Consider the following 22,184-nt stretch of genomic DNA (forward strand, 5'->3'; position numbering starts at 1 on the left):
ATTTCACCATAAAATAATCTTTATTGCAGAATAACACGCCATTATCGACCGATTGTGGTGGCAAGAGATCAGGAAAATAATGAGTGGAGTAATAGTTGCAATGAAAAGTAAATATTGCTGGACCTAAAGCGGATAAAAAAGCGCCCGCATCACAGGCGCTTTTTTGCCTGACGAATTATTTACCGTTCCACGCTTTGAGACGCGCTTCACGTACCTGCAACTGCTGTTCTGGCGTCAACTTGTTGTAGTTTTCCGCCATCCCGCTCTCCCAGTCACCATAAAGTGGATTAGGCAGGACGATAAACTGGGTGCCAAAACGCTGATGGTTGCTGCTCACGAACGCCTGACGCTGCGCGTTGCCCTGATGCCATGTCGCCCCACCAAAATCATTCAGGTTATCCCCGGCGTACAGCACCACGTTATAGCCTTCCGCTTTGATGGCATCAAAACGCGCCTGTTTGTTGGAACTGCCGGTACTGAGTCGCACCGTTTTTTCACTCACCCCGGTAAAACCGAGTTTCTTCAGGTTATCCACCGTCGCGGCGTAATCTTTCTGGTCACGGTTGGAGACGTAAAACATGATGCCGCCGTGACTGTTCACGTAGTTAGCGAAATCGACCGCTCCCGGTACCGCCGTTGCCTGGCGCGCCTGGGTCCAGGCAGACCAGGTTTTTCCGCTGAATGGCTGACCATTCTTCGCCTGCCACGCGCTGTAGGCGCTGTTATCAATCATCGTTTCGTCAAGATCAACAATCACCGCTTTCGGCTTACCCGCCAGCGAAGGGGCCTGATCAAACGCCATACGCGCAGTATTGAATGCCTGCCAGCTCAGCGCCTGATATTCGCCCGACTGCTGGAACCAGTTGACGGCCAGCACCGATTGCTGGGCAAGCTGCATCTGTGCCTGCTGTTTGTTTGGCTGCGCGCAGCCTGTCAGCACCAATGCCATCAGGCCGGAGGCGGCCAGCCAGGTGGTTTTTTTCATCATTTCATCCTTAAGCGATTGCGGTCAGTTTAGGTAAAGCGTTAAAAATGTAGCAGTTAACCAACGCGGTTGGCAGTACAAAGCGATCGGCAAGATAAAGGAGATACTTATGGCTCACCACCCACTCCAGGTTCCACGTTCATCCTTGCTGGATGCGCTGAGCTGGCTGGAGTACGCCTTTCAGCCTGCGGGCGTTGCAGCTCCTGACGACGCGGCCTACGGACACCAGCGCCATAGCGCGACCGTGGTGATGGCGACCGATAACCTACCGCCCAAAAGCTGCGAATCTGACGCGGTGATTGGCGAGGGATCGCGACCGGTGGCGGTGTACACCGCCGATTGTTTGCCGGTACTGTTTGCCGATACCCATAGTCGCCAGGTGGCGGCGGTGCATGCTGGCCTGAAAGGCACGCTGTCCGGCGTGTTGAACAGCACCATCGATCGTCTACTCACGTTGGGCGCGCAAACGAACACGCTGCATGTCGCCATCGGCCCGGCGATTGGGCCGTGCTGCTACGAACTGGGTAGAAATTTAGTGGATGAAATGCAGGCACAACCGGGTTTGCCCTCCCTGAGCTGGTCCGAAACCCAACCGAAAAATCTGCGTGCTATCCGTCCCCAGGCACAACCACAACAGCACGGGATCTGGTTTGACTTGCCGCATCTGGCGCGGGGCTTACTGCAACAACGCGGTATCCCGGCTGCGCAGATTGAGGTGGTGGAGATGTGTACCTATTGTATGGCCGAGAGCGGGTCCAGCTACCGCTACAACACCCATTTCGCCAGCGGTTATCAGTCACGTTTTTCGTGGATCCGCTGCCGTGACTGAAGGGTTTCACCGATAAAAATCTGGTAGTTAAGATCAACGCTGTCCACCGTGAACGCCGGATCGGCGATCTTCTTCAGCAGCAGCTCTGCCGCCTGGTAGCCAATCTCATAGCGTGGCGTGACCACGCTGGCGAGGCTGGGATACATTTCACGGCTGCTCTCCAGGCCGTGAAAACCACTGATGGCGATCTTATCCGGCACCGCAATCCCCTGACGCTGGCACCACGACAAAGCGCCGAGGGACAAATCGTCATTGGTGCAGAAAATCGCATCCAGTTCAGGGTGCAGCCGCAATGCCTGTTCCAGCATGGTGGCTCCCAGACGCTGGGATGACATGGCGCGAGGGTTGATACGTGCCGCCCGTAACTTCTGCTCCTGCATGGCTTTACGAAAGCCCTGAAACCGACACTCATCACGCCGATCGTCCAGCGAGCCGAGATAGACAATGCAGCGCCGCCCCTGTTCAAGCAACGTGCGCGTCATGTCGTAGCCCGCATCGAAGTTGTTGTAACCCACCTGCATATCCAGACACGGCCCCTGGGTATCCATCACCTCAACAATCGGGATGTTAGCCGCACGCAGATATTTCACGGTACGGTGCGTATGGTGCTTATCGCTCAGGATAATGCCGTCAATATTCCAGGAAAGCAGGTTACGTACCTGCTCCTCCTCGCTACGGGGATCATAGTTGTAGTTGGCGATCAGCGTTTGACAGTGACTGGCGCGAGTGGCCTGTTCGATGCCACTCAGCAGATCGGCAAAGATCTGATTTTTAAACGATGGGATCAACACCCCCAAGGTACGTCCCGGTGCATGACCCGGCATCGCTACCGGGCGTTGGGGATCGTAATTAAGCTCAGCCATTGCGCGTGCGATACGCTCGCCGGTTTGTGCTGCGACCTTATCCGGTGTGCGCAGATAACGGCTGACGGTCATCCGGGTAACGCCCGCCCGCTCGGCAATATCCTGCAACGTTGTTGTCATAGCTCACCTCCCTGTGCAGCCATATTATTTAGTGGATCAACGCGTTAAGGATTAACACGCCCGCCAGACCCAGGATCGAGATCAGCGTTTCCATCACCGTCCAGGTTTTCAACGTCTCAACCACGCTGAGGTTGAAATACCCTTTGAACAGCCAGAAGCCCGGATCGTTAACGTGCGAGGCGATCACGCTACCGGATCCGACCGCCAGCACCATCAACGCCGGATCGGCATGAGTCGCCGCAATGATTGGCGTCACGATACCCGCGGTGGTGATCGCCGCAACCGTGGCAGAACCGAGCGCGACACGCAGCATCGCGGCCACCGTCCAGCACATCAGCAGCGGAGACAGCGAGGAGCCTTTCATCATATCGGCGATGTAGTTACCCACGCCGCTATCCACCAGCACCTGCTTGAAGGCACCGCCACCGGCAATGATAAAGATGATCATGGCGATGGCAGCGATCGACTCGCCACACATATCCATCACCTGCTCCATCTTGCGCCCATTGCGCAGGCCAAGGGTGAAGACTGCAATGACCACGGCGATAAACAGTGCCACTGCCGGGTTGCCGATAAATTCAAAGAACTGACGCAGCGGATTCTCTTTCGGCGTGGTTAATTCAAACACCGCAGCGACCGCCATCAGCACCACCGGGATCACGGCGGCGAAGATACTGATTCCGAAGCCCGGCATCTCCTCTTCCGTGAAGATTTTCGGGTTATACAGCCCTTCCGGCGGTGACTTTTCAAAGCTTTTGAGGAACTTCGAGAAGATTGGACCGGCGACAATGACCGTCGGGATGGTGATGATCATGCCGTACAACAGCGTGGTGCCGAGGTTCGCGCCGAAAATAGTGGCGATGGCCGTTGGACCAGGATGCGGCGGCAGGAAGCAGTGCGTAACGGACAGCGCAGCCACCATCGGCACACCGACATACAACAACGGCAACCCGGCAGCGGCAACGATGGTGAACACCAGCGGCAGCAGCAGCACAAAGCCCACTTCATAGAACATCGCCAGACCAACAATCAGCCCGGTGACCACCAGCGCCCATTGCAGTCGCTCCTTCCCGAAGGCGGCAATCAACGTGGTCGCGACCCGTTGCGCGGCCCCGGTGTCCGACACCAGCCGCCCAAGCATGGCACCGAAGCCGAGGATCATCGCCAGCCCGCCCAGCGTTGAGCCGATACCTTTCTGGATCGACGCCATGACATTCAGCGGCGTCATCCCTTCGGCAATCCCCACCACAGCGGAGACAAACACCAGAGCGATAAAGCCGTTGACCTTGAAAACAATCATTAAAACCAGCAGGAGAACCACGCCCAGAACGATTATGGTTATTGGCATTTTTTATTATCCATAGAGAAACAAGAGGTGATTAAGGTTTAGGCGCACCCTGGTGAATGCGCCAGTCACATCACACCGCCACGCGCATACCGCCATCGACGAATAGCAAGTGACCATTGACGAAATCGGAGGCTTTTGAGGAGAGGAACACCGCTGCACCAATCAGCTCCTCAGGTTTGCCCCAACGCGCCGCTGGGGTACGTTTGGTGAGCCAACCGGTGAAAGCCGGATCGTCAGCCAGTGCCTGGGTCATCTCGGTAACAAAGTAGCCCGGTGCAATGGCGTTGACCTGGATATTGTGACGCGCCAGCTCAACGCACATACCGCGTGTCAGCATGGTGACGGCCCCCTTGGAAGCGGCATACGGCGTGATGGTGTCGCGGCCCAATTCGCTCTGCATCGAACCGATATTGATGATTTTGCCTTGCTGACGTCCCACCATCTTCTTCGCCACCGTTTGTGACACCAGGAATACCGCGGTCTGGTTCACGGCAATCACGTCATTCCAGTCCTGCTCAGGGAATTCGAGGAACGGACGGCGACGCTGAATACCCGCGTTGTTCACCAGCACATCAATGGCGCCCCACTCGGCTTCAATCTCGTCTACCGCCTGCTGCACCTGCGCCGATTGTGTAACATCAAAGGCTTTCGACTGAGCACGCAAGCCAAGGTCACGCAGTTTCGCTGCCGCCTGCTCGGCCCCGGCTGGGGTGGTGGCGTTGACGATCACTTCTGCACCCGCTTCCGCCAGACCGCGTGCCAGCAGGAAACCAATTCCGCGCGCCGAACCGGTGATCAGTACGCGTTTACCTTCGAGGGAAAATAGCTGACTCATCGTATCTCCTTAAAATGTTAACTGGACTTTTGCCGCCCGGGTTTTGTCGCCCGCAAACTGCAACGCCGCATCAATGTCCTGCCAGCCATATGCTCCGCTGAACAACGGCAGCGGCTTGACCACGCCCTGTGCCAGCCACTCGACAGCGGTATTGAATTCATGGGTAAAGCGGAAGGAACCGACCAGGTTAATCTCTTTAGCAATCAATTGCATAATCGGGAACGAGGGAATTGCTCCGCCCATACCCACCTGCACGAGAGTACCTTTGGCGCAGGTCACGTCGAGGCAGCGTTGCAACGAAGAAGGGTGACCAGAGGCTTCGAAAGACACGTCAAAGTAGCCTTTGTCTGCCAGGTAAGGGGTGAAGTCGCCGTTGGCGGCATGAATCACGTCAGTGGCCCCCATTTGCTGGGCCATCGCCAGTGAACGTTCGCTGATATCGCTACAGACAATCGATGCCGCACCACGCGCTTTGGCCGCTGCGGCGATCAGGCAGCCAATCGGGCCAACGCCGGAGATAAACACATGCTTACCGGTAAGATCGCCTGCCTGGTGGGTGGCATGGATGCACACCGCCAGCGGCTCGGCAAACACCATCACGCTTTCGTCTGCGTCCTGTGGGAAAGGGATGCACTGCGCGCTGTCCACCACTTTGTACTGGGTAAACCCGCCATCGACATGCGGCACATACATGGCGCTGCCGAAGAAGCGCATCGAAACGCACTGGTTTTCCTGCTCACGGCGGCAATATTTGCATTCACCGCAAGGTTTGGACGGGTTAACCGCCACTTTTTGTTCCGGCTTCAGGCGTGGATCATCACTTTCCACCACAAAACCAATCACTTCATGGCCGAGGATCATCGGCATCTTGACTTCATAGCTACCGACTTTACCTTCCTGATAATAATGCAGGTCGGAGCCGCAAATACCCCCGCGCGTAATGCGTACCAGCGTGCCTTTGCCGTTCCACTCCACCTGCTGCTGCGCCACGCTGACTTGTTGTTTTCCGGTGATCACGCAGGATTGCGTTTCGATTTTCATAACTTCCCCATTCAGTGGTGTTGCAATGGGGGTCATAAAACCGGGTTACAGGGGTTAAAACTGTGATGAAGATCACTCAAAACCATGTTACGGAAAAGCTGTTACGCATAACGTGATACGGGCAAGCTGATTCAGCGTCGGAGGCAAGATCGCGCAATAAATTGCGCGTGGACCCCTGGTGTAGCGGTGCGATTTATCGCGCTTTTTTGACACTTCTCACAAGCTGGATGCATTGCACTTCCTTCCCAATTAATTGACGCTAAAGTTAACTCATCCGACCACTTAATTTATGAGTGATTATGACTCCGCATCCTGAGTTGTTTGTTCCGCTGGATTTAGGCTTTACCCAACTCAAAAACCGCTTTCTGATGGGTTCCATGCACACCGGCCTGGAAGAACATGCCGATGGCGCATCCCGGCTCGCTGCCTTCTATGCAGAGCGCGCGCGTGAAGGGGTGGCATTGATTGTTACCGGCGGTATCGCGCCCAATCCGCAAGGAGTGGTCGCCCAGGGTGGGGCCATTCTTAATCAGGAAAGTCAGTGCGGCTGGCATCGCACCATCACCGATGCGGTACATGCCGGGGGCGGCAAAATCGCCCTGCAAATCCTGCACGCCGGACGCTACAGTTATCAGCGCAATCTGGTCGCCCCCTCACCGTTGCAAGCACCGATCAATCCGTTTATGCCCCAGGCATTGAGCGACGCTGATATTCGGCAAACCATCGCCGACTTCGCCCAATGCGCCCGCCTCGCTCAGCAGGCCGGTTACGATGGCGTCGAAATCATGGGTTCAGAGGGTTACCTGATAAACCAGTTTCTGGTAGCGCACACCAACCAGCGGGACGACGACTGGGGTGGCGATGTGTCACGCCGTCAACGTTTCGCGCTGGCGGTGACGCGTGCAGTACGCGAGGCGGTCGGTAACGATTTCATTATTATCTTTCGCATCTCAATGCTGGATCTGGTGCACAACGGCAGCACGCTGCATGAAACGCTGGATCTGGCGGAAAAACTGGAGCAGTGCGGCGTCACGTTGTTTAACAGCGGCATCGGTTGGCACGAGGCGCGTATTCCAACCATCGCCACCTGCGTGCCACGCGCCGGTTTTGCCTGGGTGACCAAACACCTGCGCGAGCGCGTTTCCGTGCCGGTGATTGCCACCAACCGCATCAACCATCCGGCGGTGGCTGCCGAGCTGTTACGTGACGGCATTGCGGATATGGTGTCGATGGCGCGCCCGTTTCTCGCCGATGCCGCCTTTGTCAGCAAAGCCCAGACGGGTGATGACGCAGCGATCAATACCTGTATCGCCTGTAATCAGGCCTGCCTCGACCAGATTTTTGTCGGCAAAGTGACCTCCTGTCTGGTCAATCCCCGCGCCTGTCATGAAACGCTGATGCCGGTGACTGCTGCCACTCAACCCAAACGGCTGGCGGTGGTGGGCGCAGGACCGGCGGGTATGGCATTTGCCTTGCAGGCGGCACAGCGCGGGCATCAGGTGACGCTATATGAAGCCGAGGCGCAGATTGGCGGGCAGTTTAATATCGCCCGTCAGATCCCCGGCAAAGAGGAGTTCAGCGAAACGCTGCGTTATTTCCGCCACCAACTCCAGGCCGCTGGCGTGGAGATTCATACCCAGTGCCGCGTCAGCGCCGACCAACTGGAGGACGCCGATGAAGTGATCGTCGCCACCGGCATTGCGCCGCGCCAACTGACGTTACCCGGCATCGATCATCCGTGCGTACTCAGCTATCTCGACGTATTGCGGGATAAAAAACCGGTCGGCAAGCGGGTGGCCATTATTGGCGCGGGAGGCATCGGTTTTGATACCGCAGAATATCTGCTGCATCAGGCAGGTCATCACGAAGATTTCTACCAAAGCTGGGGCGTTGACCGCGCACTGGCGGCTCGTGGCGGATTGATTCCCCCCCAGCCGCTGCCCGCTGATCGGCAGATCTGGTTGCTGCAACGTAAATCTGGCAAACCGGGTGCCGGGCTGGCGCGCACCACCGGCTGGATTCATCGCGCCAGTTTGCAGGCCCACGGCGTCACCATGTGGGGCGATGTGGAGTATCTGAAGATTGACGACCAGGGTCTGCACCTGCGTCATCAGGACCAAACCCAGGTGCTGGCGGTGGATAACGTGGTGATTTGTGCCGGTCAGGAACCGCTGCGGGTGCTGGCAGATCAGCTCACTGCGCGCGGCAAAAAGGTCAGGCTGATTGGCGGGGCCGATGTGGCGCAGGAGCTGGATGCCCGCCGCGCCATCGCACAAGCCACCGAGCTGGCGCTCAGCCTGTGATTAACGCAGTTTGACCGAACGCAGCACCACAAACTTGGCATTCGACGCCACCAGCGTGCAGTTGCCAAACAGCTTCTTCATTTTGTGGTGATAATCGAGGTGGCGGTTGCCAACGATGCGCAACTCGCCGCCATATTGCAGACATCGTTTGGCATCACGCAGCATCTGCCACGCCAGGTGGTCAGTCACCGCATGCTGCTGATGGAACGGCGGGTTGCAGAGCACCGCGTGCAGACGATCGGACGGGAAGCCGCTCAACACGTTATTGACGCGGAACTGGCTGCGATTCACATCCTGCGGTCGGTTCACTTCAACGTTCAGACGACTGGATGCCACCGCCATGTACGATTCGTCAAAGAACAGCACCTCCGCCTGGGGATTCTGCTCCAGCGCCATCAGGCCAATCACCCCATTGCCACAGCCAAGATCGACAATCTCCCCTTCGATATCATGCGGCAGATGTTGCATAAAAAAGCGCGCGCCAATATCCAGCGAACTGCGGGAGAACACGTTGGCATGGTTGTGGATCTGATAATCGGTGCCGTCAAGCGGCCAGACAGTGGTTTGCGCCAGGTCAGGCAGCTTGGGCGCGGTGTAGCGGCTGTAAATCAGACGCGCTTTTTTCCACGCCAGCGAGGTTTTGCTCTCGCCGAGAATACGTTCAAACAGTTGCAGCGTGGAGCTATGGATATCTTTGGCTTTTGCCGCCGCCAGAATCAGGGTGTCCGGGGTGACCACATCGCGCAACGCACGCAGCTGATGTTCCAGCAGCGCCAGCGTCTTAGGAATTTTGATCAATACCGCCGCCGGGGCCGACGGTAATGCCGCCAGGCTGTCGAGGAACGTTACCTGATCTTCATCCTGCTGGTTAAGATGCAGATTCTGGCGTGCCGCCTGCTGACTGAGCCAGGAATCACTGACGTGCCAGACCTGGCGCGGATTTAATCCGCAGGTCAGCGCGCCAAAGCTGTCGTTAAACACCAGCACCGGGCCATCCGGCAGCGCCTGCTGCAACAGATATTCATCTGCCGCATCCCACGCCTGCAACGGGCTTTCTTCACGCATCGGTGGAAAGCGGTGCAACGTCAGGGTGCGTTCAGTCAGTTCAAGTTGGCTCATGGAATCTCCGGCGTGGTACACTTTGCGCGATTTTCGCCCTAAAAAGGGGGCGCAGTATACTGTCTTTCGCCGGGAATCCCAATGTCATTAATCTACCTCCAGGGCTACCCTGAACATATCCTCACCCAGGTCCAGACGCTGATTGACCACCAACGTCTGGGGGCTTTTCTCCAGCAGCGCTACCCGGATACCCACGATGTGGTGAGCGACAAAGCGCTGTACGACTACACGCAAAGCCTGAAAAGCCGTTATATGCGCAGCGCGCCGCCGGTGAGCAAAGTTATCTGGGATAATAAAATCAAGGTGATGAAGCACGCCCTTGGCCTGCATACCGCCATTTCCCGCGTGCAGGGCGGCAACCTGAAAGCCAAAGCGGAAATCCGCATCTCCACCTTTTTCCGCCTCGCACCGGAACCCTTCCTGCGCATGATCGTGGTGCATGAACTGGCGCACCTGAAAGAGAAAGATCACAACAAAGCCTTCTATCAACTCTGCTGTCATATGGAGCCGGATTACCATCAACTGGAGTTCGATGCGCGGCTGTGGATGACCGACCAGGCGCTACGCGGCAACGCCGCCTGACCGGTTTGCTTTTCCTGTGGTAGCGCATATGCTCAGAGGCGTCTGATTTCCCTCACTTAATGGGTTGGCGCAATGACACTTCAGCAGCTGAACTATTTTCTTGCCGCTATCGATTTTGGCACCATCTCGAAAGCGGCTGAGGCGTTACATATCTCGCAGCCGTCGTTGTCCGACCAGATTCTGCGACTGGAAAGCGAGATGGGCACCCATCTGTTTATTCGCACCAACCGTCGTCTGATCCTGACCGAAGCCGGACTACGTCTCGAACCCCATGCCCGCGCCACCACCCAGGCGGCACAACGCGGCTACGAAGCGGTGCAGTCGGTGCGCCAGCTCAAGGATGGTCTCGCCTCGTTTGGCACCTTCAGTTCCGCTTACCAATATTTTCTGGCCGATCTGATTTGTGAGTTCCGCGCGCGCTATCCGGGGGTGCGGATGCGACTGGTCGGAACCAACTCCTCGGAGGTCGCGCGCTCGGTAATTGATGGCGAAATTGAAGCAGGTCTGGTGATGCTGCCGGTGAACAACAAAAACCTGGTGATCAGTGAACCGGTGTGGTCCACGCAGATTGGCTATATCTCAGCCAGCGACGCGCGGCTGGAAGGCAGTAAGGATATGCAGGCGCTGCTCAACGCCCCGCTGATCCTCAGCGAAGCCACCTGGCATAACAGCGATCCGATTCGCCGTCTGCTCAACCAACGGGCGCAGGAGATTGGCGCACGGCTGGAGCCGATTATTGAAGTGGAGCACCAGGCTACCGCGCTGGAACTGGCGGCACGGGGATTGGGAGATCTTATCGCTACGCGTCCGATCCTCCACCACCTGGGTTATAGCGACAAACTCAAGTGGGTGCCGATCGAGCCTCCGGCTTTTGAGGTGTTTGCCTTTATCCACCGCGCCGATACCGCGATCTCATCCGCCACCCGCGAAATGATGCAACTGATGCGACGTTATTTGCAGGAGGTACAGATGGCGTACAGCCATATCGAATGCTGATGGAAAACGCTGGGTATAGGGCAAACCTATATGAACCAAAATCATAACCCTATTCATCCCGTGCAAATAGCCGCTTAAAACTATGTCAATCACGTTACCCCAATGTTGCAATAACTTTGCAGGAGAGACGTATGACATCACAGGCGCGCTATTGTGTGATTGGTGCAGGAGCTGCTGGTCTGGCGGCGCTACGCACCTTGCAAGAGCTGGGTATCGACGCTGATTGCTTTGAGAAAAGTGGCCAGGTCGGTGGCCACTGGCATCATGACTACGATGCCCTGCATCTGATTACCCCGAAAAAAAGCTCCGGTTTTGATGGCTTCCCAATGCCCGAGTCGTGGCCGGTCTATCCCAGCCGCGATCAGGTGCGGCACTACATCGACAGCTACGCCGACCACTTCGGCCTCAGAGCACAAATCCATTTCAATAGCACGGTTGAACGCATTGTTCCGCTGGGTAAGGCAGGTAGCGAAGGCTGGCAGGTGACGGTAAATGGTCAGACACGTCATTACCAGGGCGTGCTGGTCGCCAATGGGCACCTGTGGGACTGCGCGTTCCCGGCAGAAGCTAGCCACTTCAGCGGTATCTCGCTGCATTCCGGCCAGTATCGCAACACCGATCAGCTGCAAGGCAAGGTGCTGGTGGTGGGTTGCGGAAACTCTGGCTGCGACCTGGCAGTTGACGCCGCTCAGCATCGTCTGACTACCGATATCGTGATTCGCCGGGGTCAAGTGTTCCAGCCTAAGGCGCTGCTTGGTATGCCGCGCGCTGAAATTCCTTTCCTTAATCAGTTACCGCCGGAAATGCAGAATGCGGTCACCCAAGTGCTGACCATGATCTCCGTGGGCCGCTGGGAAAACTATCCCGGCATGCCGCAACCAGAAAGCTGGGACCTCGAACAACAGCCGCCGGTGGTCAACACCCTGCTGATGTACTGGATTCAGCATGGCCGTATCGGCGTGCGTCCGGCCATCGATCATATCGACGGCAAAACGGTGCATTTCAGCGATGGCAGCGCCACAGAATACGACAGCATTCTTTGGGCCACCGGTTTTCACACCCGTTTACCGTTCCTCGATGCGACCCTGCTCGACTGGCAGGATGGCGTACCGTTACGCACCGCCGCCATGACCCTGCCGACCACGCTGGAGAACCTCTATTTTGTCGGGCTTTCTGCCCCACGCGGCCCGCAATGGCCGACCTACTGCCAGCAAACGCGGCTTATCGCGCGCATGATTCAGCTGCGTGAACAGGGCATCCCCAACATCGCCAGCCTGCTGGCGGCCCAGCAGCCGCATGAGGCGCGTATCGATATCGTGCGCCGTCTGTGGCAAGCCAACCTCGATGAAACCTGGCGCACGCTGGATCTGCTGGAAACCATGCATAGCAGCCTGTTGCACAACGCTTCCTTAACCGCCTGACGGGAGAAAAACCATGAACAAACAACCTGTTGCCCTGGTCACCGGTGCCGCCTCCGGGATGGGCAAAGCCGTGATGGAGAAGTTTCAGCGCGAAGGCTGGGCGGTGATCGCCATCGATCGCAGCGAAATACCGCCACAACCCGGCATCACGCCGGTGGTGGCTGATATCACCAGCTACAGCGCGTTACGCGACGCGGTGGCCGGTGCGCTCCAGGGCAGTCGCGTTAGCGCGCTGATCAACGCTGCGGGGATTTTTCCGGTTTCCACGCTGGAGAGCAGCAACGATGCGCTCTATCGCCAGATTTTCGACGTCAACGTGCTGGGTAGCGTAAATACCGCCAAAGTCGCCAGCGAATTTATCAGCGAACAGGGTGGCGCGTTGCTGATGTTTGCCTCAGTCGATGCCTTTGCCGTCTCGCCGGGTCAGCTGTTGTACAGCGCCTCGAAAGCTGCGGTGGTGTCGCTGGTGAAATCGCTGGCGATTGAGTTGGTTGGCAAAAAAATCGTGGTGAACGCCATCGCCCCCGGCTGGGTCGAGACCGAAGGCACGCTAAAAAGCGGGCGTATTCATGAAGGTGTTAAAGCCGTGCCGATGCAGCGTGCGGCCAGTGTCGGAGAGATCGCCGACTGGGTGTGGGCCTTCAGTTCACAACCGGGCTATATCACCGGCGAAACCCTGGTTATCTCCGGGGGCAGTTATATGCGTTAAGCATTTTTTTCACAGGCGTCGTACTCCACTTCAAACAGACAGGGTAAGACAATGAAACAACAAACAATAAATCCAGCACTTCAGGGAGCAGTTCGCTATGTAAAGGAGCGACCGACATCGCGTCACATGGCGCGCGACGGTAATTTAACTCGCGCAGTCACCGGCGTCACGCTGGGGAATATGGTGGAATGGTTCGATTTCGCTATCTACTCCTCGATGGCGATGACGATGGCAAAAGTTTTCTTCCCCACCAGCAACAGCTACAACGAATTGATCGCCATTTATGCGGCGTTTGCCGCCGGATTTGTTATCCGGCCGTTAGGGGGCTTTCTGTTTGGCCCGATTGGCGATAAATATGGCCGCCGTACCGCGCTGGTTGCCAGCATCAGCCTGATGTCGATTGCCACCCTCTGCATCGCGCTGATCCCCGGTTATCACAGCATAGGCATCACCGCCCCGATTCTGCTGGTGTTGATGCGCATGTTGCAGGGACTCTCCACCGGCGGTGAATATGGCGGCTCCTGCATTTTTATCGCCGAACACAGCCCGGATAAACGCCGCACCTTTTTCACCAGTTGGCTGGAGTTTGGCAACATTTCCGGCTTCCTGGTGGGCGGGGTTATCGTCAATGTGATCAGCAATACATTGGGCGATGACACCATGATTGCCTGGGGCTGGCGGGTGCCGTTTGTGATTGCCGGATTGCTGGGCATTGTCGCGCTGTTTATCCGTTTGCGCGTCGATGAAACCCCGGTATTTCGTGAAATGCAGGCCGGTAAAGCCCGCGCCGAAGCGCAGTCCCCGGCGCGCTGGACATTATTCCTTAAAGAGTGGCCGCAGTTGCTGCGTTGCGCCGGTCTGGTCGCCACCTTCAATATCAACTACTACATCGTGCTGGGTTATATCCCGAGCTACCTGGTGAGCTTTATGGGGAAATCCGCCGCATTCAGCGCCCGGCTGTCGCTGATTGCAACCCTCGCGCTGCTGCTGTTTATCCCGCTGTTCGGCATGCTGGGTGACCGGTTTGGCAGAAAGCGCATGCTCCTGACCGGCTGTGTGCTGATTATCCTTTCTGCGATCCCCGTATTCTGGGCGATTCAAAGTCATGGCCTGGCGGCGATCGTCATCGGTATGGCGGTGTTAATTCTCGGCATGTTGTTCTTCGAGGGCACCATCCCTGCCACCCTGACTTCGCTATTCGGCACCACCGTACGCTACAGCTGCTTCGCCATTAGCTACAACCTGTCGGTTTCACTGCTCGGCGGCACCGCGCCACTGGTGAATACCTGGCTGATCGAAAAAACCGGTATCACGCTAATTCCGGCGTTTTACCTGATGGGCGGCGCGGTGCTGGGTCTGCTGGCGCTGTGGAAAATGCAGGACCGTACCGGCAAGCCCTTGCCGTCCTGACCTCTCTTTATCACCTGTGTATCTATGGAGCATAAAATGCCCCTGACCACGAAAGTTAAAATCTCTTCCGGCGGTGCCTATGAGTCTGTTTTTGGTTACTCACGGGCGGTCAAAGCCGACAATCAGCTGCATATCTCAGGCACCTGCGCCACGCCTGACTTTGAAAAGGCCGATGCTTACGAGCAGACAAAATCGATCATGAACACCATCGCCAGCGTGATTCAGCAGGCGGATATGGAAATGGAGGATGTGGTTCGTACCGTGGTGTATGTCCGTGACATCAACGATGCGGAAAAGGTGGCAAAGGCGCATCTTGAAACCTTTGGCACCATCCGTCCGGCCAGCACCATCGTGCAGGTGGATTCGATGCTGCGAACCTGGCAGCGGGTAGAAATTGAAACCTACGCCATTCGTTAAGCCGCCAGCAGCGCCCTGCATCGGGCGCTGCGCGTGGCAGAATTACAAAAATTCCTGCGCCTTCTGAATCAGACTGGTTTTGGTCAACGCGCCAAGGAAACGGCGCTCCTGCGGGTTATTCAGCACTGGCAGACGTTCCAGCGTGACACGGGCAAACGCCTCCCACCCTTCGCGCATGCTTTGGTTCTGATAAATACACGGGAAATTACTGTCCATCACCGTACTGACCGGTGAATGCAGGGTGATCTCCTCCGCCAGCACTTTGCGCGCAATATCGTGAATCGACACTACGCCGAGAAACTGGCCGCTGGCATTGATGACATAGACATAACGCTCACGCTTCAGCGAGCTGACCGCCAGCGCCTGCCCCACCGATTCCTCTGGCTGCAAGGCGGCACCGGGAATGATCAGTTGGTCGACACGCATATTATCGAAATCGTATTTGGCTTCGGAACGACTCAGATGCCCACTGACCACCGGATAGGTACTGGCGGATTGCAGGCGGTACACCAGCATCGAGGCCAGCACCGACGCAATCATCAACGGGAACAGCAGGCTGCTGTTAAGCGTCATCTCCAGCACCATCAGCATCGCCATTAACGGTGCCTGGCTGACGGCCGCCAGCACCGCCGCCATACCGACCGCCGCGTATAACAACGTATCGCCGACCGGCAGATGCAACACCGCCCCTAAACTTGCCAGCAACGCCCCCAGCAGCGCGCCAATCAGTAACGAAGGGGTGAACAACCCGCCGACCGCATTGGAGCCAACCGAAAGCGTGGTCGCCAGGATTTTTAATACCAACAACGCCAGCAAGCCACCCAGCAGATAATGACCATCGATGATTTTGACGATCACTTCATAGCCGTTACCCAGAATATCGGTGGAGATTAGCGCCAGAAAGCCCACCGCCAACCCGCCAGCGCCCAGCCGTAGCGGCAGGGAACGTACCCGACTGAACATCGTCTTGCTGCGCGCAATCAATTTAATCAGCAACCAGCCGGCCAGCCCGGATGCCAGCCCAATCACCACCGTCAGCAGCAGGCTGGTGATATCCATCTGGAAAGTCACATTGGAAAGCGGATAAAGCGCGCTGCGGAATCCCAGCGACCACATGGTCATCACCGCAACCGCCGAGGCGATCACCAGCGGGATCAGACGTTGCAACGCGGAGATGCCAAAGGCAATCTCCGCGACAAAAATGGCCGAGGCAAGCGGTGCGTGGTACACCGACGAAAGTCCGGCTGCGGCGGCCATCGCCACAATATCGCTGTTACGCAGGCCAAGCGATTTTGGCAACCAGCGCCCGATCAGGCTGCCGCACAATGCCGAGAGCTGCACCATCGGCCCTTCTTTACCGATTGAGGCACCGCTGCCGATACTGGCGATCGATGACAGGGCGCGAAACAGCGATGTTTTGGTCGGCACCGCATCCAGCCGGGCGTTGATCACCTCCAGATAATCGGTTTTCACCGTTTCCTGCTGCTCGATGGTCACGGCATAACGTAAAAACCACCCGGCCAACAGGCCGCCCGCGCCAACCAACAGCGGCCAGAAAATCCACGGCCAGGCGTGCATCGCCACCGTGATTTCGTTATCGCTGTTAAATAACAAACGGTTAATCAGATCGATCACCCCACGAAAAGCCAGCGTGACCAGCGAGGCCGCACACCCCACGGGGATAGCAATCAGCAATGTGGTCCAGTTCAGGGCATTTTTACTTCCGCTCACCCGCGCGTCCTCTTCTTTCCGGGTTAAAAATCGTAGCTGCATCATCATATTGGAATGCGGATCTCAGGATCAAATTTCGCCTGCGTTTGCTAATTACGCCACCGGGTCAGCGTGTTACTCTGCCGTTTTACCCTTGCCGGAGAAACCGTACGTGATTCGCTTCGCTATTGTGGGAACCAACTGGATCACCCGCCAGTTTATCGACGCCGCACATGAAAGCGGCAAAATGAAACTGAGCGCCATCTATTCGCGCAGCCAGCAGCAGGCTGAAGCGTTCGCCGCAGATTATCCTTGCCCGCTAACCTTCACCTCGCTGGAACAGATGGCCGCCAGCGATGCCATTGACGCGGTGTACCTCGCCAGCCCCAATGCATTGCACTGCGAGCAGGCGCTGCTGTTTATGTCGCACGGCAAGCATGTGATCTGCGAAAAACCACTGTCCTCCAACCTGCGTGAAGCAGAAGCGATGATCGCCTGCGCGCGTGACAACAAAGTGGTGCTGTTCGAAGCCTTTAAAACTGCCAGCCTGCCCACTTTTTTGCAGTTACAAAAAGCGTTACCGCAGGTCGGCAAGCTGCGCAAAGCGCTGCTTAATTATTGTCAGTATTCATCACGTTATCAGCGTTATCTTGATGGTGAAAACCCCAATACCTTTAATCCGCGCTGGTCCAATGGTTCGATCATGGATATTGGTTACTACTGCCTCGCAGCGGCTGTGACGTTATGGGGTGAACCACAACGGGTCACTGCACAAGCGTCACTGCTGGCAAGCGGTGTGGATGCGCACGGCGTGGTGGTGTTGGGCTACGGCGATTTTGATGTGACGATTTTGCATTCGAAAGTCAGCGATTCACTGATTCCGAGTGAGATTCAGGGCGAAGCAGGTTCGCTGGTGATCGAGAAAATTTCCGAGTGCCAGCAACTGCGTTTTACCCCGCGTGGCGGCGAGAGCCAGAATCTGACCCAACCACAGCATATCAACTCGATGCTGTATGAGGCCGAAACCTTTGCGCAACGGGTAAGCCAGGGCCTGGTGGAACACCCGGGGTTGCAGGCGTCGCGGATCACCGCAGCGCTGCTAACGGAAATCCGCCGCCAGACTGGCGTGGTTTTCCCGGCGGATCAGGTTAATTGATGATACGCGCACGAAATTGCGCGATAAATCGCGCCGCTACGGAATGTGGTTTGTTGTGTAAATATGTCTAAATATTTCCGACATCTTATTGCTTATTCACTTTGCAGCACGTAATTTACGCAACAGCAAAGGGGAGTAACTTGTAAGCTGATTGATCGTCATTACGATGCGCTATTTGCCCATCCGGTCATCAGGCAACGCGGAATCTATTCTGAGTTGTAAGTGAGACCTTGCCGGAAGGCGAGGTTTGCTTATACCTAATAAAGCGGCTGACGTCTTCTGACATCAGCCTTTTTTATTTTCAGGACAGGATACGCTTATGCAATCTGTAGGCACACCACTACTCTGGGGCAGCTTTGCTGTCGTAGTGCTTATCATGCTGGCGATCGATCTCTTTCTTCAGGGACGTCGCGGCGCACAAACAATGTCATTCAAACAAGCGGCTGTCTGGTCGCTGGTTTGGGTTTCCATCTCATTGCTGTTCAGCGCCGCCTTCTGGTGGTACCTCAACGGCACCGCCGGGCGCGAGGTTGCCACCGCCCAAACCCTCGCTTTCCTCACCGGTTATATTCTGGAAAAAGCGCTGGCAGTCGATAACGTCTTTGTCTGGTTGATGCTGTTCAGCTACTTCGCTATTCCGGCGCAACTGCAACGTCGTGTGTTGATTTATGGCGTATTGGGCGCGATCGTGCTGCGTACCATCATGATTTTCGGTGGTAGCTGGCTGGTTACGCAGTTCAGCTGGATTCTGTATATCTTCGGTGCCTTCCTGCTGTTCACTGGCCTGAAAATGGCGCTGGCGAAAGAAGAAGATGACAACGCAGTCGGCGACAAACCGCTGGTGCGCTGGCTGCGTAAGCACCTGCGCATGACCGATGGTCTGGAAGGTGAGAAATTCTTCACGCGTAAAAACGGTGTGCTGTTCGCCACCCCGTTGTTGTTGGTGTTGATCATGGTGGAGCTGAGCGACGTGATCTTTGCCGTCGACAGTATCCCGGCAATCTTTGCCGTCACCACCGATCCGTTTATCGTGCTGACGTCTAACCTGTTCGCCATCCTCGGTCTGCGTGCCATGTACTTCCTGCTGGCAAACGTGGCCGAGCGATTCTCAATGCTCAAATACGGTCTGGCGATTGTGCTGGTGTTTATCGGTATCAAGATGCTGATCGTCGAGTTCTGGCATATTCCGGTAGGGGTTTCGCTGACGGTGGTTGGGGTGATTTTGGGGGGAACACTGCTGATTAATGCCTGGGTTAACCGCAGAAACGACCAGAAGAAGATATCATCATAATCTGCTACAGGGGCGTTAATCGCCCCTGCTTTATTTTGCCACCATAAACAGTCACACTTTATACTGCTGTCACAGATAACATCATTAGCAGATCGAAAATCCAATCATTCCCACAAAGACAGAATTTTCTCTTTCTTCAACGCATGTTTTCCTTATACTCCGCCCGTTAAACTAGGGCTGCGTGGTGGCTCCGCGCAGCAAACTTATTACCGCCATATAAAAAGATCGTGATATGCAAACAAACATCATTGGACGTCTGGGCGCGCTGTTTGCGGGCAGCCTGGTAAAACAAATTATGCTGGGTCTGATTGCCGGTGTGGCGCTGGCCTGGTTCTCGCGTGATGCCGCGCTGGCGGTCGGCCTGTTGGGGGAACTGTTCGTTCGCGCGCTGAAAGCCGTGGCACCGCTGTTGGTCCTGGTGCTGGTAATCTCCTCGATTGCTAACCATCAGCAAGGGCAGAAAACCAATATCCGCCCGATTATCATGCTGTATCTGCTCAGCACCTTCTTTGCGGCAGTGGTGGCGGTGATTTTCAGCCATCTGTTCCCGCAAATGTTGTCGATGAATGTCGGTAAAACTGAAATCACCCCGCCGTCCGGGATCGCTGAGGTATTGCATGGGCTGCTGATGAGTATGGTGGCGAACCCGATTGATGCCCTGATGAATGCTAATTACATCGGTATTCTGGTATGGGCACTGGGGCTTGGCCTGGCATTCCGGCACGCCAGCCCGAGCAGCAAAGCTTTCCTCAATGATGCCTCAAACGCCGCGACCTGGGTGGTACGTTGCGTGATCCGCTGTGCGCCGCTGGGTATTTTCGGCCTGGTGGCATCGATTCTTGCCTCCACCGGTTTTGATGCGCTGTGGGAATATGCCAGCCTGCTGTCGCTGCTGCTGGGTTGTATGTTGCTGATGGCGTTGGTGGTCAACCCGCTGCTGGTGTTCAACAAAATCCGCCGCAATCCTTACCCGTTGGTATTCACCTGCATCCGCGAAAGCGGCGTCACCGCCTTCTTTACCCGCAGTTCCGCGGCCAATATTCCGGTGAATATGGCGCTGGCGAAACGCCTGGGCCTTGATGAAGACACCTATTCAGTCTCGATTCCGCTGGGTGCCACCATCAGCATGGCGGGTGCGTCAATCACCATTACCGTGCTGACGCTAGCGGCAGTGCATACGCTGGGGATTTCTGTTGATGTGCCGACGGCGATTCTGCTTAGCCTGGTGGCCTCGCTGTGCGCCTGTGGCGCTTCAGGGGTGGCGGGGGGGTCCCTGCTGCTGATCCCGGTTGCCTGTAATATGTTTGGCATACCCAACGATCTGGCGATGCAGGTGGTTGCGGTGGGCTTTATTATTGGCGTGTTGCAGGATTCAGCCGAAACCGCGCTGAACTCGTCAACCGATATTCTGTTTACCGCGGCGGTATGTCAGGCCGAAGCAGAACGCGAGACGCGCACCGCAGTATAATTATTTCCCGTAGCGGCGCGATTCATTGCGCGTTTTTTTTCCTGCATCGCGCACGAAACTGCGCGATGAATCCCGCCGCTGCGCGGTTTATAACGTCACTCCGCTTTTAAAAATCGCCAGTTCACGGAAGTCATTGGCTTCATTGCGCGCAGGCTTGCCGTTGGCAATGGCGACGATCATCTCGACAAAATCGGCCAGCATCGCATCCATACTCATGCCCTCAATCAGTCGTCCGGCGTTGAAATCAATCCAGTGCGGCTTTTTCTCCGCCAATTGCGTATTGGTGGCAATTTTCACCGTCGGTACAAAGCCGCCATAAGGCGTGCCACGTCCGGTGGTAAACAACACCATATGGCAACCCGCGCCCGCTAAGGCACTGGTGGCAACGGCATCATTGCCTGGCGCGCTGAGCAGATTAAGACCTGGCGTTTTCAGGCGCTCACCGTATTTCAGCACATCCACCACCTGGCTCTGCCCGGCTTTTTGCGTACAACCCAGTGACTTCTCCTCCAGCGTGGTGATGCCCCCGGCTTTATTGCCCGGTGAAGGATTTTCATAAATCGGCTGTTGATGGTCGATAAAGTAGCGTTTGAAGTCGTTAATCATCGCCACCGTTTTATCAAAAGTGGCTTCATCGCGGCAGCGGCTCATCAGAATGCGCTCCGCCCCGAACATCTCCGGCACTTCGGTCAGCACCGTGGTGCCGCCATTGGCGATCATCTGATCGGAGAAACGCCCCAGCATCGGGTTCGCCGTGATGCCGGAAAAACCGTCCGAACCGCCACACTCCAGACCAAACTTCAGCTCGCTGAGTTTGCCCGGCTGGCGCTGATCGTGACGCATCACGTTGTATAACGCGTGCAGCCGCTCAAGTCCGGCCTCCACTTCATCGTCCTGCTGCTGACACACCATAAATTGTACGCGATCGCTTTCATACGCGCCGAGGGTGTCGCGGAACACATCCACCTGATTGTTCTCACAGCCCAGACCAATCACCAGCACCGCGCCAGCATTTGGATGACGCACCATATTCTGCAACATGGTGCGGGTGTTTTCATGGTCCTGGCCCAACTGCGAGCAACCAAACGGATGGCTGAACAGATGCACGCCATCGATCCCTGCCGCATCGTCCGTCTCTTTGAGAAAACGTTGCAGAATTTGGCGCGCAATGCCGTTAACGCAACCCACGGTTGGCAGGATCCACAATTCATTGCGAATCCCCACTTCGCCGCTGGCGCGACGGTAAATCTGTACTTCGCGATCCCCGGCCTGCGGCGGCAGTGCAAGAAAATCGGGTTGATAATCATATTCGTCGAGATCGCTCAGGTTGGTGCGCGCGTTCTGCGAATGGATGATTTCACCCGCGTCAATCGGCTGCGTAGCGTGCGCAATCGGCAATCCGTATTTGATCACCAGCGCATCGGTCGCCAGCGGTTGCAGCGCAAATTTATGACCGCGACCCACGGCCTGACGCAGCTCAACACGGACGTGATCGATTTCAACGAGGGTATTGGCTTCCAAATCGCGCAACGCCACAGCGACGTTATCGCGTGAATGTATTCTTATCGCATCTTGCATAGC

Annotated in this window: 19 protein-coding genes; 11 read left to right on the plus strand and 8 right to left on the minus strand. The window is 56.3% G+C overall.

Annotated elements, in window-relative coordinates; translation table 11 throughout:
* Positions 1 to 175: 175 nt before the first annotated feature.
* Positions 176 to 985: a 5'-nucleotidase, lipoprotein e(P4) family gene (locus AC6I8T_RS18100; RefSeq protein WP_036625550.1), complete on the minus strand. Its 810-nt coding sequence runs from the start codon at positions 983 to 985 to the stop codon at positions 176 to 178.
* 109 nt (positions 986 to 1,094) lie between these two features.
* Between AC6I8T_RS18100 and AC6I8T_RS18105 the strand changes: the two genes are divergently transcribed.
* Positions 1,095 to 1,814, plus strand: coding sequence for a purine nucleoside phosphorylase YfiH/LACC1 family protein (locus AC6I8T_RS18105; protein ID WP_208724231.1), 720 nt, complete (start codon positions 1,095 to 1,097; stop codon positions 1,812 to 1,814).
* Here AC6I8T_RS18105 and idnR read toward each other — a convergent pair.
* The 4 genes from idnR to idnD form a co-directional block, all read right to left on the minus strand.
* Positions 1,778 to 2,797: a DNA-binding transcriptional regulator IdnR gene (idnR, locus tag AC6I8T_RS18110; protein ID WP_208724232.1), complete on the minus strand. Its 1,020-nt coding sequence runs from the start codon at positions 2,795 to 2,797 to the stop codon at positions 1,778 to 1,780. The genes AC6I8T_RS18105 and idnR overlap by 37 nt on opposite strands.
* A 28-nt stretch (positions 2,798 to 2,825) precedes the next feature.
* Complete coding sequence (locus tag AC6I8T_RS18115; protein WP_021183501.1) at positions 2,826 to 4,145, minus strand: gluconate:H+ symporter; 1,320 nt, start codon at positions 4,143 to 4,145, stop codon at positions 2,826 to 2,828.
* A 70-nt stretch (positions 4,146 to 4,215) separates the two neighbouring features.
* The gene (idnO, locus tag AC6I8T_RS18120) at positions 4,216 to 4,980 is read right to left on the minus strand and encodes a gluconate 5-dehydrogenase (RefSeq protein ID WP_021183502.1); all 765 of its coding nucleotides are present in this window, start codon (positions 4,978 to 4,980) and stop codon (positions 4,216 to 4,218) included.
* Positions 4,981 to 4,989: 9 nt separating this feature from the next.
* Entirely contained in the window at positions 4,990 to 6,021 is a 1,032-nt protein-coding gene (gene idnD, locus AC6I8T_RS18125) for an L-idonate 5-dehydrogenase (RefSeq protein ID WP_208724233.1), read from the minus strand.
* A 299-nt stretch (positions 6,022 to 6,320) separates the two neighbouring features.
* Here idnD and AC6I8T_RS18130 point away from each other — a divergent pair, with 299 nt between their 5' ends.
* The gene (locus AC6I8T_RS18130) at positions 6,321 to 8,324 is read left to right on the plus strand and encodes an NADPH-dependent 2,4-dienoyl-CoA reductase (RefSeq protein ID WP_497834214.1); all 2,004 of its coding nucleotides are present in this window, start codon (positions 6,321 to 6,323) and stop codon (positions 8,322 to 8,324) included.
* Here the strand turns inward: AC6I8T_RS18130 and rlmG are convergent, their stop codons facing one another.
* Positions 8,325 to 9,443, minus strand: coding sequence for a 23S rRNA (guanine(1835)-N(2))-methyltransferase RlmG (gene rlmG, locus AC6I8T_RS18135; RefSeq protein ID WP_208724235.1), 1,119 nt, complete (start codon positions 9,441 to 9,443; stop codon positions 8,325 to 8,327). It lies immediately after the preceding gene.
* Between the two features lie 81 nt (positions 9,444 to 9,524).
* Between rlmG and AC6I8T_RS18140 the strand changes: the two genes are divergently transcribed.
* The 6 genes from AC6I8T_RS18140 (at position 9,525) to AC6I8T_RS18165 (ending at position 14,978) form a co-directional block, all read left to right on the plus strand.
* Positions 9,525 to 10,025: a M48 family metallopeptidase gene (locus AC6I8T_RS18140; protein WP_208724236.1), complete on the plus strand. Its 501-nt coding sequence runs from the start codon at positions 9,525 to 9,527 to the stop codon at positions 10,023 to 10,025.
* Between the two features lie 72 nt (positions 10,026 to 10,097).
* A complete protein-coding gene (locus AC6I8T_RS18145) occupies positions 10,098 to 11,021 on the plus strand; it encodes a LysR family transcriptional regulator (protein WP_021183507.1) in 924 nt (307 codons plus the stop codon).
* 131 nt (positions 11,022 to 11,152) lie between these two features.
* Positions 11,153 to 12,442, plus strand: a complete 1,290-nt coding sequence (locus AC6I8T_RS18150; protein WP_208724237.1) for a flavin-containing monooxygenase — start codon at positions 11,153 to 11,155, stop codon at positions 12,440 to 12,442.
* A gap of 13 nt (positions 12,443 to 12,455) precedes the next feature.
* A complete protein-coding gene (locus AC6I8T_RS18155) occupies positions 12,456 to 13,151 on the plus strand; it encodes an SDR family NAD(P)-dependent oxidoreductase (RefSeq protein ID WP_208724238.1) in 696 nt (231 codons plus the stop codon).
* Between the two features lie 51 nt (positions 13,152 to 13,202).
* Complete coding sequence (locus tag AC6I8T_RS18160) at positions 13,203 to 14,561, plus strand: MFS transporter (RefSeq protein WP_208724239.1); 1,359 nt, start codon at positions 13,203 to 13,205, stop codon at positions 14,559 to 14,561.
* Between the two features lie 36 nt (positions 14,562 to 14,597).
* Positions 14,598 to 14,978: a Rid family hydrolase gene (locus tag AC6I8T_RS18165; RefSeq protein WP_497834215.1), complete on the plus strand. Its 381-nt coding sequence runs from the start codon at positions 14,598 to 14,600 to the stop codon at positions 14,976 to 14,978.
* Positions 14,979 to 15,020: 42 nt separating this feature from the next.
* Here the strand turns inward: AC6I8T_RS18165 and AC6I8T_RS18170 are convergent, their stop codons facing one another.
* Positions 15,021 to 16,709: a chloride channel protein gene (locus AC6I8T_RS18170; RefSeq protein ID WP_021183512.1), complete on the minus strand. Its 1,689-nt coding sequence runs from the start codon at positions 16,707 to 16,709 to the stop codon at positions 15,021 to 15,023.
* A gap of 151 nt (positions 16,710 to 16,860) precedes the next feature.
* Between AC6I8T_RS18170 and AC6I8T_RS18175 the strand changes: the two genes are divergently transcribed.
* The 3 genes from AC6I8T_RS18175 (at position 16,861) to sstT (ending at position 20,603) form a co-directional block, all read left to right on the plus strand.
* Positions 16,861 to 17,844 carry a Gfo/Idh/MocA family protein gene (locus tag AC6I8T_RS18175; RefSeq protein ID WP_208724241.1) on the plus strand — a complete coding sequence of 328 codons (984 nt, stop codon included), beginning with the start codon at positions 16,861 to 16,863 and terminating at the stop codon, positions 17,842 to 17,844.
* A 319-nt stretch (positions 17,845 to 18,163) separates the two neighbouring features.
* On the plus strand, positions 18,164 to 19,135 hold the full coding sequence (locus AC6I8T_RS18180) for a TerC family protein (RefSeq protein ID WP_036625557.1): 972 nt from the start codon (positions 18,164 to 18,166) through the stop codon (positions 19,133 to 19,135).
* Between the two features lie 232 nt (positions 19,136 to 19,367).
* Positions 19,368 to 20,603 carry a serine/threonine transporter SstT gene (sstT, locus tag AC6I8T_RS18185; protein ID WP_415175686.1) on the plus strand — a complete coding sequence of 412 codons (1,236 nt, stop codon included), beginning with the start codon at positions 19,368 to 19,370 and terminating at the stop codon, positions 20,601 to 20,603.
* Between the two features lie 87 nt (positions 20,604 to 20,690).
* Here sstT and AC6I8T_RS18190 read toward each other — a convergent pair whose 3' ends face one another.
* On the minus strand, positions 20,691 to 22,181 hold the full coding sequence (locus AC6I8T_RS18190; RefSeq protein ID WP_021183516.1) for a UxaA family hydrolase: 1,491 nt from the start codon (positions 22,179 to 22,181) through the stop codon (positions 20,691 to 20,693).
* Positions 22,182 to 22,184 lie beyond the last annotated feature (3 nt).

This window comes from Pantoea sp. X-Soil-OKNW-556 (assembly GCF_059730695.1).

Bases quoted from the DNA above. Each gene is read 5' to 3' on its own strand.
- AC6I8T_RS18100 (WP_036625550.1), bottom strand. From the start codon at position 985: ATGAAAAAAACCACCTGGCTGGCCGCCTCCGGCCTGATGGCATTGGTG.
- AC6I8T_RS18105 (WP_208724231.1), top strand. From the start codon at position 1,095: ATGGCTCACCACCCACTCCAGGTTCCACGTTCATCCTTGCTGGATGCG.
- idnR (WP_208724232.1), bottom strand. From the start codon at position 2,797: ATGACAACAACGTTGCAGGATATTGCCGAGCGGGCGGGCGTTACCCGG.
- AC6I8T_RS18115 (WP_021183501.1), bottom strand. From the start codon at position 4,145: ATGCCAATAACCATAATCGTTCTGGGCGTGGTTCTCCTGCTGGTTTTA.
- idnO (WP_021183502.1), bottom strand. From the start codon at position 4,980: ATGAGTCAGCTATTTTCCCTCGAAGGTAAACGCGTACTGATCACCGGT.
- idnD (WP_208724233.1), bottom strand. From the start codon at position 6,021: ATGAAAATCGAAACGCAATCCTGCGTGATCACCGGAAAACAACAAGTC.
- AC6I8T_RS18130 (WP_497834214.1), top strand. From the start codon at position 6,321: ATGACTCCGCATCCTGAGTTGTTTGTTCCGCTGGATTTAGGCTTTACC.
- rlmG (WP_208724235.1), bottom strand. From the start codon at position 9,443: ATGAGCCAACTTGAACTGACTGAACGCACCCTGACGTTGCACCGCTTT.
- AC6I8T_RS18140 (WP_208724236.1), top strand. From the start codon at position 9,525: ATGTCATTAATCTACCTCCAGGGCTACCCTGAACATATCCTCACCCAG.
- AC6I8T_RS18145 (WP_021183507.1), top strand. From the start codon at position 10,098: ATGACACTTCAGCAGCTGAACTATTTTCTTGCCGCTATCGATTTTGGC.
- AC6I8T_RS18150 (WP_208724237.1), top strand. From the start codon at position 11,153: ATGACATCACAGGCGCGCTATTGTGTGATTGGTGCAGGAGCTGCTGGT.
- AC6I8T_RS18155 (WP_208724238.1), top strand. From the start codon at position 12,456: ATGAACAAACAACCTGTTGCCCTGGTCACCGGTGCCGCCTCCGGGATG.
- AC6I8T_RS18160 (WP_208724239.1), top strand. From the start codon at position 13,203: ATGAAACAACAAACAATAAATCCAGCACTTCAGGGAGCAGTTCGCTAT.
- AC6I8T_RS18165 (WP_497834215.1), top strand. From the start codon at position 14,598: ATGCCCCTGACCACGAAAGTTAAAATCTCTTCCGGCGGTGCCTATGAG.
- AC6I8T_RS18180 (WP_036625557.1), top strand. From the start codon at position 18,164: ATGCAATCTGTAGGCACACCACTACTCTGGGGCAGCTTTGCTGTCGTA.
- sstT (WP_415175686.1), top strand. From the start codon at position 19,368: ATGCAAACAAACATCATTGGACGTCTGGGCGCGCTGTTTGCGGGCAGC.
- AC6I8T_RS18190 (WP_021183516.1), bottom strand. From the start codon at position 22,181: ATGCAAGATGCGATAAGAATACATTCACGCGATAACGTCGCTGTGGCG.